Origin of the sequence: Pseudomonas sp. NKUCC02_KPG, from assembly GCF_019345465.1 — a bacterium.
Lineage (GTDB): Bacteria > Pseudomonadota > Gammaproteobacteria > Pseudomonadales > Pseudomonadaceae > Aquipseudomonas.
This window is the reverse complement of record NZ_JAHKRC010000020.1, coordinates 92557-105807: the sequence shown is the minus strand read 5'-3', so window position 1 is coordinate 105807 and position 13251 is coordinate 92557. Positions and strand designations below refer to the sequence as shown.

Annotated in this window: 13 protein-coding genes; all 13 read right to left on the bottom strand. The window is 58.3% G+C overall.

What is annotated here, in order from left to right:
* Positions 1 to 103 precede the first annotated feature (103 nt).
* The 13 genes from fliA to KO536_RS22400 all read right to left on the bottom strand — a co-directional run bounded on the left by fliA (position 104) and on the right by KO536_RS22400 (position 12998).
* Complete coding sequence (gene fliA, locus KO536_RS22460) at positions 104 to 844, bottom strand: RNA polymerase sigma factor FliA (RefSeq protein ID WP_019828842.1); 741 nt, start codon at positions 842 to 844, stop codon at positions 104 to 106.
* Positions 844 to 1671 carry a flagellar synthesis regulator FleN gene (gene fleN / locus KO536_RS22455; protein ID WP_095028721.1) on the bottom strand — a complete coding sequence of 276 codons (828 nt, stop codon included), beginning with the start codon at positions 1669 to 1671 and terminating at the stop codon, positions 844 to 846. The genes fliA and fleN overlap by 1 nt, the downstream gene beginning before the upstream one ends.
* Before the next feature lie 119 nt (positions 1672 to 1790).
* On the bottom strand, positions 1791 to 3107 hold the full coding sequence (flhF, locus tag KO536_RS22450; protein WP_095021423.1) for a flagellar biosynthesis protein FlhF: 1317 nt from the start codon (positions 3105 to 3107) through the stop codon (positions 1791 to 1793).
* An 11-nt stretch (positions 3108 to 3118) separates the two neighbouring features.
* On the bottom strand, positions 3119 to 5248 hold the full coding sequence (gene flhA / locus KO536_RS22445) for a flagellar biosynthesis protein FlhA (protein WP_133076257.1): 2130 nt from the start codon (positions 5246 to 5248) through the stop codon (positions 3119 to 3121).
* 127 nt (positions 5249 to 5375) lie between these two features.
* Positions 5376 to 6320: a fimbrial protein gene (locus KO536_RS22440; RefSeq protein ID WP_219262994.1), complete on the bottom strand. Its 945-nt coding sequence runs from the start codon at positions 6318 to 6320 to the stop codon at positions 5376 to 5378.
* Between the two features lie 45 nt (positions 6321 to 6365).
* Positions 6366 to 6920, bottom strand: coding sequence for a fimbrial protein (locus tag KO536_RS22435; protein ID WP_219262992.1), 555 nt, complete (start codon positions 6918 to 6920; stop codon positions 6366 to 6368).
* Between the two features lie 13 nt (positions 6921 to 6933).
* Positions 6934 to 7413 (bottom strand): fimbrial protein, encoded by a 480-nt coding sequence (locus KO536_RS22430; RefSeq protein ID WP_219262990.1) that lies wholly within the window; start codon positions 7411 to 7413, stop codon positions 6934 to 6936.
* Between the two features lie 13 nt (positions 7414 to 7426).
* A complete protein-coding gene (locus KO536_RS22425; RefSeq protein ID WP_219262989.1) occupies positions 7427 to 7921 on the bottom strand; it encodes a fimbrial protein in 495 nt (164 codons plus the stop codon).
* A gap of 9 nt (positions 7922 to 7930) precedes the next feature.
* The gene (locus KO536_RS22420) at positions 7931 to 8527 is read right to left on the bottom strand and encodes a fimbrial protein (protein WP_374105726.1); all 597 of its coding nucleotides are present in this window, start codon (positions 8525 to 8527) and stop codon (positions 7931 to 7933) included.
* Positions 8520 to 9281: a fimbria/pilus periplasmic chaperone gene (locus tag KO536_RS22415; RefSeq protein WP_219262988.1), complete on the bottom strand. Its 762-nt coding sequence runs from the start codon at positions 9279 to 9281 to the stop codon at positions 8520 to 8522. Before KO536_RS22415 ends, KO536_RS22420 begins: the two co-directional genes overlap by 8 nt.
* The gene (locus tag KO536_RS22410) at positions 9278 to 11839 is read right to left on the bottom strand and encodes an outer membrane usher protein (RefSeq protein WP_219262987.1); all 2562 of its coding nucleotides are present in this window, start codon (positions 11837 to 11839) and stop codon (positions 9278 to 9280) included. The genes KO536_RS22415 and KO536_RS22410 overlap by 4 nt, the downstream gene beginning before the upstream one ends.
* Position 11840: 1 nt before the next feature.
* Complete coding sequence (locus tag KO536_RS22405; protein ID WP_326427188.1) at positions 11841 to 12407, bottom strand: fimbrial protein; 567 nt, start codon at positions 12405 to 12407, stop codon at positions 11841 to 11843.
* Between the two features lie 57 nt (positions 12408 to 12464).
* Positions 12465 to 12998, bottom strand: coding sequence for a fimbrial protein (locus KO536_RS22400; RefSeq protein ID WP_219262986.1), 534 nt, complete (start codon positions 12996 to 12998; stop codon positions 12465 to 12467).
* Between the last annotated feature and the right edge of the window lie 253 nt (positions 12999 to 13251).

Sequence of the window (13251 nt, the reverse complement as noted above, 5' to 3'; positions counted from 1 at the left end):
GGGGGGGGGTGTGCGGGGGTGGGGGGGGGGTTTTTTTGAGTGCACCCGGGGCGCCCCCCCCGCCCACCCCCCCCCGCTCCCACAATAAGTACGCGTGTTCCGGTCAGTGCGCTCGCCACTGGCTCAGGCGTGCACGCAGCCGCGCTGCGCACTGGCTGTGCAGCTGGCTCACACGGGACTCGCTGACCCCCAGCACTTCGCCGATTTCCTTGAGGTTCAGTTCCTCGTCGTAGTACAGCGCCAACACCAGCCGCTCACGCTCGGGCAGATGGGCAATCGCATCGGCCAGCGCGCCCTGGAAGCGTTCGTCTTCCAGATCGCGGGACGGCTCCGGGTGAGCACTTGCGCCATCCTCATGCAGCCCTTCGTGTTCGCCGTCCTGCAACAAGTCGTCGAAACTGAACAGGCGGCTGCCCAGGGTGTCATTCAAGATGGCGTAATAATCATCAAGGCTTAACTGGAGTTCGGCCGCAACTTCATGATCTTTAGCGTCACAACCGGTTTTTGCTTCAATTACCCGAATTGCATCGCTGACCATGCGCGTATTGCGGTGGACAGAGCGCGGGGCCCAGTCGCCTTTTCGCACTTCATCGAGCATGGCGCCACGAATGCGAATCCCGGCATAGGTCTCAAAACTCGCCCCCTTGGTGGCGTCGTATTTGCCCGACACCTCGAGCAGCCCGATCATCCCGGCCTGGATCAGGTCGTCCACCTGCACGCTGGCCGGCAAGCGCGCCAACAGGTGATAGGCGATGCGCTTGACCAAAGGGGCGTAGCGCTCGATCAGCTCGTACTGGCTGTCACGGGACGCCTTGCTGTACATGCGATAGCCACTGGCGGTCATTAAAAGCGCCCCCCTGCTTGCTGCACCAGACGCTCGACAAAGAACTCCAGATGCCCGCGGGGGTTGGCGGGCAGCGGCCAGGTGTCGACTTTCTGGGCGATGGCTTTAAACGCCAGGGAGCACTTGGAGCGCGGGAACGCTTCGTAGACGGCCCGCTGTTTTTGCACGGCCTTGCGCACGCATTCGTCATACGGAACGGCGCCCACGTATTGCAGGGCCACATCCAGAAAGCGGTCGGTGACTTTAGTCAATTTGGCGAACAGATTGCGCCCTTCCTGCGGGCTCTGGGCCATGTTCGCCAGTACGCGAAAGCGGTTCATGCCGTAATCGCGATTGAGCAACTTGATCAGCGCATAGGCATCGGTGATCGATGTCGGCTCGTCGCAGACCACCAGCAGCACTTCCTGGGCGGCGCGCACAAAACTGACCACCGACTCGCCAATCCCGGCAGCGGTGTCGATCACCAGCACATCCAGATTGTCGCCGAGGTCGCTGAAGGCCTGGATCAGACCGGCGTGTTGCGCCGGGCTCAGCTGCACCATGCTCTGGGTGCCCGAAGCCGCCGGCACGATACGAATCCCGCCAGGGCCTTGCAGCAAGACATCGCGCAGCTCGCAACGCCCCTCGACCACATCGGCCAGGGTGAATTTGGGGGTCAGGCCCAGCAGGACATCGACATTCGCCAGTCCAAGGTCCGCGTCCATCAACAGAACGCGCCTGCCCAGCTCGGCCAATGCGATGGACAAGTTGACTGAGACGTTAGTTTTACCGACGCCACCCTTGCCGCCGGTCACTGCGATCACCTGTACGGGATGCATGCTGCCCATGATCTTTTTTTACCTTGTCTTACTTAGACGCGGCTACATGCGTTGGCTGCCCGTTCCCCATTGGAACAAAACCTTCAGACCATCAGATGTAGGTACATTGCAACGTAATCTTGACTACCTCAGCCTACCCGCTTGGGAGGGCTGTGATAGATATCAGCGAACATATCGGCCATGGCTTCTTCGCTGGGTTCTTCCTGCATTTGCACACTCACTGCGCGACTCACCAACTGGTGACGGCGCGGCAGGTGAAGGTCATCCGGAATCCTTGGACCATCGGTGAGGTACGCCACCGGCAGCCCGTGACTGATCGCCAGGCTCAACACCTCGCCCAGGCTTGCCGTTTCATCCAGTTTGGTCAGGATGCAACCGGCCAGCCCGCAACGCTTGTAACTGAGGTACGCCGCCGTCAGCACCTGTTTCTGGCTGGTGGTGGCCAGTACCAGATAATTTCTGGCCTTGATGCCCCGCCCCGCGAGGCTTTCCAGCTGCAGGCGCAACGCCGGGTCGCTGGCTTGCAGCCCGGCAGTGTCCACCAGCACCACGCGCTTGCGCACCAGTGGCTCAAGGGTCTGGCCCAACGACTGACCGGGGGCCACGTGGGTCACCGGTACGTTGAGAATCCGGCCCAGGGTCTTGAGTTGCTCCTGGGCGCCAATACGAAAGCTGTCCATGCTCACCAGGGCAATGTTCTGCGCGCCGTACTTGAGCACATAACGCGCCGCCAGCTTGGCCAGCGTGGTGGTTTTACCCATCCCTGCGGGGCCGACCATCGCGATCACACCGCCCTCTTCCAGCGGTTCCAGCTCAGGCGTGGCAATCATGCGCGCCAGGTGCGCCAACAGCATCCGCCAGGCCTGACGCGGCTCCTCGATGCCGGCCACTTGCGCCAGCAGATCACGGGACAGCGGCCCGGACAGGCCGATACGCTGCAGGCGACGCCACAGATTGGCCTGGGCAGGCTTGGCATCCTGCAGCTGGCTCCAGGCCAGCGAGCCGAGCTGCACTTCGAGCAACTCGCGCAAACCGTTGAGTTCATGACGCATGTTGTCGAATGCGCGCTGATCAATCGTCGGTGCGGCTGGCGCAGGCGCAGGGCGCGGCGGCTCTTCAAGGGTCGGCTCGATCAACGGTTCGGCGGCGGTCAGCGGCAGACCGGCAAACAACTGACGGTTGTCCCCCGCCTCGCCCTCACCGCGCAGGCTCAACTCGGCCTGGGCCGAGACAATCCGCGACTGGGTCTTGCGCAGCTCTTCTTCGAGCTCAATGTTCGGTACACGGGGTGCCAGCGCGGACAGCTTGTAGTCCAGGGCCGCAGTCAACTCAACGCCCCCGGCTATCCGGCGGTTGCCAATAATGGCGGCGTCAGCCCCCAGCTCATCACGAATCAGCTTCATGGCCTGACGCATATCGGCGGCGAAAAATCGCTTCACTTGCATAAACCAAACCCTCAGCCGTTAGGGCCTACTGTCGCAACGATCGTGACCTGCTTGTTGTCAGGGATTTCCTGGTAAGCCAGTACATGCAGGTTGGGCACCGCCAGACGGCCAAAACGCGAAAGCATCGCGCGTACCGGGCCTGCCACCAACAAAATCACCGGATTACCTTGCATCTCCTGACGCTGAGCAGCGTCGATCAACGAGCGCTGGAGCTTTTCTGCCATGCTTGGCTCCAGCAACACGCCCTCTTCCTGGCCTTGTCCGGCCTTCTGCAAACTATTGAGCAATATTTGTTCCAACCTTGGCTCCAAGGTGATCACAGGCAGCTCAGACTCAACGCCTACAATGCTTTGCACGATGGCGCGCGACAACCCGACCCGCACCGCGGCAACCAAAGCGGCAGTATCTTGACTCTTATGGGCATTGTTCGCGACGGCTTCGGCAATGCTGCGGATGTCGCGCACCGGCACCTGTTCAGCCAGCAGGGCCTGCAACACTTTGAGCAGTTGGGACAGGCTCAGGATGCCCGGCACCAGCTCTTCAGCCAGCTTGGGTGAAGACTTGGCCAACAGTTGCATCAACTGCTGCACTTCTTCATGACCGATCAGCTCATGGGAGTGTTTGTACAGAATCTGGTTAAGGTGGGTCGCCACTACCGTACTGGCGTCCACTACGGTATAGCCCAGCGATTGCGCCTGGCTGCGCTGGCTGACCTCAATCCACACCGCTTCCAGACCAAAGGCCGGATCCTTGGTGGTAATGCCGTTGAGCGTGCCGAACACCTGCCCCGGATTGATCGCCATCTCGCGGTCCGGGTAGATCTCGGCCTCGGCCAGGATCACCCCCATCAGGGTCAGGCGATACGCACTGGGGGCCAGGTCGAGGTTGTCGCGGATATGCACGGTGGGCATCAGAAAGCCCAGGTCCTGGGACAGCTTTTTGCGCACGCCCTTGATCCGCGCCAGCAACTGGCCACCCTGATTGCGGTCAACCAGCGGAATCAGCCGATAGCCAACCTCCAGGCCGATCATGTCGATGGGCGTCACGTCATCCCAGCCCAGCTCCTTGGTCTCTTGGGCGCGGGCAGGCGATGGCAACAGCTCCTGTTGGCGCTTGACCTCCTGCAGGGCCTGGACCTTGACCACGTTCTGCTTCTTCCACATCAGGTACGCGACGCCACCGGCGACTGCAGCCAGGCTGAGAAAGGAAAAGTGCGGCATGCCCGGCACCATCCCCATCACAGCCATCAGGCCTGCCGACACCGCCAGCGCCTTGGGTGAGGCAAACATCTGGCGATTGATCTGCTTGCCCATGTCTTCGGAGCCCGAAGCACGGGTCACCATGATCGCGGCAGCGGTGGACAGCAACAGGGACGGCAACTGCGCCACCAAACCGTCACCGATGGTCAGCAAGGCATACACCTTGCCCGCTTCGCTGAAGGTCATGCCGTGCTGGAAGATACCGACGGCCATGCCGCCGATCAGGTTGATAAACAGAATCAGCAGACCGGCGATGGCGTCACCGCGCACGAACTTGCTGGCACCGTCCATCGAGCCGTAGAACTCGGCCTCCTGGGCCACTTCCTGACGGCGGGCCTTGGCCTGGTTCTGGTCGATCAGACCGGCGTTGAGGTCGGCATCGATTGCCATTTGCTTGCCGGGCATGGCGTCGAGGGTAAAGCGGGCGCTCACTTCGGAGATACGCCCGGCACCCTTGGTCACGACCACGAAGTTGATGATCATCAAAATCGCAAAAACCACGATACCGACGACGTAGTTACCACCGATCACCACTTCACCGAAGGCCTGGATCACCTTGCCTGCGGCCGCGTGACCTTCATGACCGTGGAGCATCACCACCCGGGTCGAGGCCACGTTCAGGGCCAGCCGCATCAGGGTGGCGACCAGCAAAATGGTGGGGAACACCGCAAAATCCAGCGGCCGCAGGGCGTAGACGCACACCAGCAGCACCACAATCGACAGCGCGATGTTGAAGGTGAAAAACACGTCCAGCAGAAACGGCGGAACGGGCAACATCATCATTGCCAGCATCACCAGCAACAACAGCGGCACACCCAACTGTCCCCGACCGAGGCCGGCCAGACCGCTGCGTGCGGTGTTGATTAACTGAGAGCGATCCAGTGACATTGCGACAAACCTTTAGCAAACTTTTGACGCCATGTGCGCCGTAAAGCCTGCCTGTGCAAGAAACCTTCCAACTTTCGTCACTGGCCTCTAAAACAGTCGTTTGTACAAGCACCAGCCAGACTCAGGGCGCGCTCAATACCAGCGTGGCACTCCCCGTGAAAGGCCCTGCGGCAGGAAAGCTGCCGGGTTTGCGGATCAGTGAAAACGCTACCGAGTCCCTCCCTGAACTGTTGCTGATAGAGGTCCTGAAAGAGCCTCCTACAGGTACTACCGAAGTGCCCCGAGTCATGGTGGTAGCAAGATTGGCATTGCTGGTGGCCAGGGCACTTGAGTTGAACGAAGAGGCGGCCCCCCTCCACGAGACCTCTATGCCGGAAAAAATGCCTGGGGAAGGACATGTGTAATTGAGCGTGACAATTTTCAAGTTGGGTGAACTGTGTGGCGTTTCCCCTACCGCAACGGGATCCACCGGACCAAAGTCCACATCCAGTGGGTTATTATTGTTAATCGTGCAGGTTGACGGGCTCAAGTTGAGAGAATTGCGGGCAAACACATTGACAATTGTACTGATCTCCCTCTCTGCCCCCCAAAACGTAAAGGGACGTATACCCAAAGTAATGGTCGCGATGAGTGTCCCTGAGTCGATCTTGATATAACTACCCGGCGTCGTGGCAATGTTTAAATATGGCCGACCCGGCACACTCATATAAGGCTCATTTCTCTGTACTGAAAGGAGAATACCGCCTCTCACAGGGATCGGATAATAAGCACTCCCGTTCACGCTCAACCCGCCCTCGAGACTGCTGTAATTCGGACTCAGCCTTACAGCTTCGGGATAGGTCACTACGTGTTGATAGGGACTTGAAGAGCTAGGCATTCCATGCCTGCAGTCCATCGTATAACCATCGAGCAAAATTTTCCCGAGACTGGTGTTCGCTGCCACCTCGACATAAACATTAAACCCATGGCCCGCCGGATTAACCCACTCGCCGCCATTTACCCGGCACTCCGCTGCGCTGGCAATCTGAGCCAGCATCAATATCATCAGCCCAATTAAATACTTCATATCAATCTCTTCACTATAAAATAGCCTGACAACAGGAATACCACTTTAAGGATAATTCAACATAAAGATCGAAGTAGCCGTAAAGTTACCAGCCGTTATTGATCGATTTACAATGGCCTGTGGCTCAGCCTTAATAAATGCCTTAAAAGCAATTACATTGGCGCCATTACTTAATAGCTGCCTGTCACTGGCCACATTTAACGGCACCAGATTATCCCCGGGGGTTTCTATCCCGATGGCGACTCCCGCAGCTGTACTGCCACCGCCCAGTGCCAGTAAACCGGGCAGCGCAGGGTTCTCATTACCACTGAATCTGGTCGTGACAAAGCTGCTGATACTGGTGTCGCACCCTTCAAGGTGGATCTGGAAGAGCTTGCTGACCGTGCGGGCGTTCAGGTACAGGTATTGGCTCGAAGCTTCCAGCTGATCCAGTACGATCGCCTCATCGCCGGGCCTGAACGAGCACGCCTCGGCCACCAGCCCCCCGCTGAAACGCAGATTGTCCGCAGCCCTGGCGCTGGCGGGCAACGACAAGGGCACCCCCATCAGCAGTGCCAATGCCAAGGGTTTCCAACCTTGGGTTTCTATCTGAATGTGCATGGAGTACCCGCCTCTACTCGTAGTAGGCCAGCAACGTTGCGGAGGCCGTAAACCCGCCCGAAGCGAGCGAGCCCCCAAGTCGTTTGACCGGGACCGCTTGCAGTACCGGAGGGCTCGAAGGGTTGATCGATATCGGCGTGTTGAGCGTGAAAGCCACACCATCTCGCAAGAGTCGAACCCCCATGTCTGCAGCGCTGGTCTGCACGGCGGCCGGGTCAAACGTCGTTGCCGTGCCCTGCACCGTCAACATCATCCGCCAGGGCAATGGGCTGGCAGCGCAGTTGATCGTGTAACTCAAGGGCTGAAGGTAGTTCACACCGTCGACGGCATTGATGCCCACGTTGTTGAAGTTGACATCGATCGTGCTGCCGCTGCTGATGGTGCAGGGTGGCGGCTCTACCAGCGTGCCGCGGAACGTGAGGTTTGCCATTGCGTCGGGGCCAAGACCCAAAGCGCACAGGGTAAAAAAAGCAGAGAGTTGCCAACGTTTCATATGTGAATCCTTCTTATCGCAGGGCAACCACTAACGTAGCGGTGGCTGAAAACGCCCCGCCAGTCAGTGTGCGTCCAGGGTTTTTCACCAGCACCGCTTCCATTCTCGGCAAGATGGGGTATGTGAAATTCAGCGCACGATTGAGGGGCCAGGCAACACCGCTTACCAGAAGCTTGACCCCGAGATCATTCTTGCTGGTGCGCAGAACTGCACTGTCAAACCCGGCCCCACTGCCCAGCAAGGTCAACGTCATGTTGTTCGTTGGCTGTGGCCCGCACGTCACCGTATAGGGCACAGTTTTGCGGTAGTTCGAACCGTCAACCTGGTTCGTGACTACTTCGCTGCCGAAAGAGATATCAAGCGTGCTGCCACCGTTGACGACGCAAGGCACAGGCGCCATGACCACGCCACGGATAGACACACTGACATCTGCCCGAGCCCCTTCGCAAAGGGCCAGCAGCAAACAACCACAGGCGAGCAGAACCCGCGAAACAGATGGCATGCTCATCGTTTTTCCTCACTCATACATAAGCCTGAAATCAACCGTGGCCCGAAAAGCACCATTGCTCAGTGCTGCCGATGTGCGGGTTGGCTGGACCTGCCACGTCAGAGCGTCATCGCCGCGCTCCAGAAACAAGGGTTCACCGCCCGACCCCAGGCGCACGTCCCGCCCAAGGGCATCGGTCAGTCGCAGTCCCATGCCTGTAACACCCTGCACTTTGACCAGCCGCGGATCGTCCGCATCGGCTGGCGCCACAAAAGCCACGGACACCACAGGCTGATAGGCGCTCCACACCAGCTGGCCCGTGCGGGCATTGAGGATGCTCCCGGAAGCGCGCTGGCAATCGAGGAAGCGCAACTGAAAAGCCACGGGCGATGCCTGATCACCAGGGCGCATCAATTGACTGCGCGGCACGCTGCCAAGGTCTATGGCCTGATCCGCCGAAGCCATGTCCAGCACACAGGGTGAATTGTGCAGTGAGCCCGATATATCCAGAATCCCGCTCATGCCTCCAACTTCGGCACGGCTCTGCACGGCATGCAATGTCAGCAACAAACAACTCAGCGCCGTTACCCTGCCGGGTGTGACGGGGTGTCTGCGCACGCTATTCATTGGTTGAAGACGCTTGCTGGTCCACCTTGCAGGTATCACCGGTACAACTGAACACCAGCGTCGGACGGCCACCGTAATCATTGACATACGTCAGCAAGGGCGCGGCCCCCAATGCAGTCACCGTCGCCCCCAACTTCAATGAATCCTTTGGCGAGACCATGAGCGGCTCAAAACCCGGGGCGGTTTCTGCGTCCTTGCCACGACGGGCATCGATCAGGGTGATGTAGTAGGGGGTGGGGTTATTGACCCGATAGTGATCACCCTCACGGGTAAGGGTCAGTTGTTGCTGCCAGGGGTCAGATTGCTCCTGCTGACCAGGGACTATCGAAGCCGGGCGGTAAAACAGCTTGATACGGGTCTGCAAGGCAATTTGCAGGCTGTTGGCCTTGTCGCTACGGGGCGGGATTTCCCGCAGATTGAAGTAATAGACAGTCTCACGGTCCTGGGGCAAGGATTTGACTGCCGGTAGCGACTGGACTTTCACCTGACTGCGCTTGCCGGGCTCCAGGCGCTGGACCGGCGGCAGCACGATCAGCGGCGAGGTGATCTTGTTGCCCTGCTCATCCTCGACCCAGCCCTGGGCCAGGTAGGGCAACTGGGTGTTGTTGTTGGTGATGCTCATGCTGACGGCATCTTTGTTGCCATCAAATACGACCCGGGTTCGATCAAGGCCTATGGCTGCATTCGCGTTGTTGAACAGACTCAACGTCAAAAGGGCCAGCGTCGCAGGCGCACAGCGCAAATTCAGAATCATGTGGACTTTTTCTCCGTATCGATAAGTGAGGTCAGCGGCGCTGGCGCAGGGTCGAGGATTTGGCAGGGCAGCTTCAGGGTCGTGGTCAGTCCGTCATCCGGCAGGCTTGAAGGCATGATCAGCGTGCAGCGTTCGGCCCCTCCCCAACTGACAGTCATCCGTTCCCCGGGGCGAATTCCGCTCAGGTAGACGCTGCCACCGTCATTGACGATGCCAGTGTCCTGCTGTTTTTCATTCTTCACCGTGGCCCCGAATGGCGGGACGCTGCTGTCAGGCAGACTCAGCAGCACCATCGCTTTGTGGCCGGCAATCACATCCAGCGTGCGATAGCCGATGGCGCCTTCAGTCAGGGTCAGCTGGGTCACGGACTGCGTCGCTTCCACATTGGCGGGCAGGTTCTCCAGGTCAACACTGGCGCCCGTGCGCAAAAAGCTGCTGACATCGGCGATCACCGCCTTGCCAAACACATTGCTGCGGGTGGGCGTGCCATACCCCCGCACCGGCACATCGGGCACACCACTGGTGTCGATCAGCAACCGGGTGCCACCGGTGCCGGACGTTCTATGCCCTGCGCCGCCCCTGGACGTGAGCGTGGCACCGCCTCGGGCAGAAACGTTGAGGCTGGTGTAGTTGTTTTCTTGCTGGGCGACACTCGCAGAGATTTCAGCCTGATCACCGATATGGCTCAGATAACCGCTGACTGACGTATTACTGACTGACAGTTGATAGCTGTTGCGCTCATCCAGCCGGTCACTGAAACGTGCGCCATAACTGTTTTTGCCCAGCGAGTTGCTGGCGGTGGTGGTCAGGGTGCCCGAGCGGCCCAGCGGCAGGCTGAGTGACAGGTACATCCCGCTGCTGTTGTTGGAGATGCCGTTGTGCTGGTTGCGTTCCTGATTTCTGAACACGTTAAGTGACAGGCTCATGTTCTTAACCGTGCCCGCACTGAAATAGCGGGCCAGCGACAGATTCCATCGCTCGCTGGCCGGGCGATCCCAATAGGACTGGTTGCTGTAATTCAAATAGACGGAAAGCCCCGCATCGCGAAACTGCTTGTTAAAAGTCGCGGTGTAGAGTGACTTGCTGCCCCCCACAGGCCCGCCGTAATGACGGGCGTTCAGGTATTCACTCATGCTCAGGTAGTTTTTTTCGGAAAAACGGTAACCGGCAAACGTGATCTGACTGTCGTATTGGTCGAATTTTTTCGAGTAGCTCAGGCGATAGGAGTCACCCGACAAGGCCTTGTCGTGAAGTGTGGCGCTGGCCCGTGTGACATCGAATGACATCGCACCGAAGGCCAGCAGATCGCGCCCTGCCCCGACAGAAAGTGCTGTGTAATTGTTATCACTGATGCCACCGCCATACAGGGACCAGCCGTTACTGACCCCCCAGGAAAACTCCCCCATCCCGAAGGTACGCCCCTGCCCGCCATCATGAAGGCTTGAGGGCTGGCCGGTAGCCAGCTTGTAGCGCACGGTGCCGGGCCGCGTGAGGTAGGGAATGCTGGCGGACTCAACCGTGAAGGTGGTGACGCTGCCGTCCTGCTCTTCGACCCGGACATCAAGCGTACCGGTGACGGCTTCATTGAGATCCTGAATGCGAAAGGGCCCCGCCGCGACCAGCGCCTCATAAAGCACCCGGCCTTGCTGACTGATGATGACCTTGGCATTGGTCTTGGCCACACCCACGACTTCGGGCGCGTAGCCGCGCAGGTTGGGCGGCAACTGGTTGTCATCCGAGCTGAGGGCAATGCCGTTGAAACGAAAGCTGTCGAACAGGTCCGAGTAGAGGTAGTTCTCCCCCAGCATCAGCCGCGACTGGATGGACGGCAACGAGCGATACGCATAAAAGCGGCTCCACTCAAGCCGTTGCTCACGGCTGACAGTTGCCTCTTCGATACGACCTTGCCAGTCAGCGCGAAAGCGCCAAGGCCCTGCGTTGGCACCAAACGTACCGTTGCCCGTCAAGTTGGTGCGCCGGGCCGTGTCGCGCTGGTTGATGGACTGCGCCGTCAGGTTGTAATCGATCAACACACCGGGCACGCCGTCATCCCACCGCGAAGGCGGGTCCCAGTTCAAGGCGTTGTACTCCAGATAAGCCTGGGGCAAGGAAATATAGAGAGTGGAAGTGCTCAGGTCGCCGCTGACTTCCATCCCCGGCAGGCCGCTGATATCCAGGCACTCTGTACCCCTCCACCAATTGAGCCCGGCTTGTTTGTCGCTCTTGAGGCCCAGTTGTTCTACCAGATCAGGTGACAGGCAGGCCTGACTGCCTTTGGGGTCGTCGTCCGGAGGGTAAAAGGGAATGCGCTGCTCAGGCAGCAACTGCGTGTTGATCTGCACTTGCATTGGATAAGTACCCGGCAAGATAAATCCGCTACGCGAAAACTGTGATAAATCGATGTTGGTGCGATCGTTCAGATCGAGAATGTCGGTATTGAACTGAATGTCTTCAACGGCAAGCACCTTGCCTCCCATTGTCATCAGCCCGCTCAACACGCCCGTCCACAGAAGCGTTTTGGCAACTGAGTAGTCTCGCAAATCAAGCAGCCCGTACATGTCAGAAATACTCCAGCCTGAAACGCACCGCAGCACGATGAGATCCAACCGCCATAGGGCTTCCGTTGCCAACCATTTGAAGGGTGTAGCGCAATTCCTGATCTCCTCCGGAGAGAGACATCAGAGACATGGGTACGCCCGGTAAACTTTGCAGCCCTTGCCCGTCAGTAATGCGCAAGGCCAGACCTCTTGTAGAGCCCGCAGCGGCAAACAACTTGCCGCCACTGTCGGCCTGCCCATCAAAGGTCACCCTGACATGCTGCCAATCGGGCAGAAACGCACCCGGGCGACCAGGATCAGGCCGTACCAATGAACACTTGATTAAACGCAATATGAATGTACGCGGCGCACTTTCACCCAGCCGAATAAGTTGCCCCATGGGCAATGGATCAAATTCAATCACTTGATAAATACTGTTTGCATCCAGTGCGCACGCAGAATCAATAACTTGCCCAACCAACGTGACTCGACCACCACCCTGATACAGTTGCTGCGCACTGACCGTATCAAACGAAACAGCAAACAGAATAAACGCGCAGAAAACTTTCAGCCTCGAGAGTATTTTCACACCCAACTCCCACCTGTAGTTGCCCTGCTACCGGGTGAGCGGTAGCAGGGTAATCACTTACTGATAAGCCAAGGAGAAGTTGGTCACAGCAGTAAACACGCCCGGCGTGATATCGCCCGTGGCCTTGCCTTTCAAGTAGGCACCATAGGTCAGGGTATTCTCGCCCGGCTGAAGGAGTTGCGGCCTGGTCGGCGTGCCCAGAACGATCGGGGTGCCAGCACCATCGACCATCATGATGCCCGCGCCCTGGGCCGTGCCGGCAATACCCAATGCCCCTGTCACGTCTGTAGAAGCTGCACCCGTAAAGGTGGCCGTGACTGTTTTATCGGTGAGTGCCGTCAGCGCACATCCGGTCAGTTCGATTTGAAAGCTCTCAGGACTGGTAACACCCCCAGTACTCAGTTGCGACTTGGCAACCTGCCCCAATGGAATCGTCTGATCGACACTGGTTGGCACGATAGAGCACGCCGCTTCGAGGATTTCTCCCTCGAAACTGATCGTGCCTGTACCGGCACCTGCCGCATGAGCTCCCGACACAGAAGCCATCAGAATAGCCATGGATGCCACGACTGTTTTAAATACAACATTCATCAAAATGCCTCCCACACAAACACTGTTAAACCATATAAAACAAATATGGATTTGAGTTGTTTATTTGATTCAGAACACAGTCAAACTTTCTTGCTGTGATCGAGTGCAGCCCCATAAAAAGAGCGGAGGGAATTTAACAATCAAATCATTAAAAAATATGCAAGACATTGACTATCAGCACGCAGGAACTTTATTACCGGCACGCAGGACAACTTCATAAGATAGAAGGAAACTTCGAAAATAAACGTAGGAA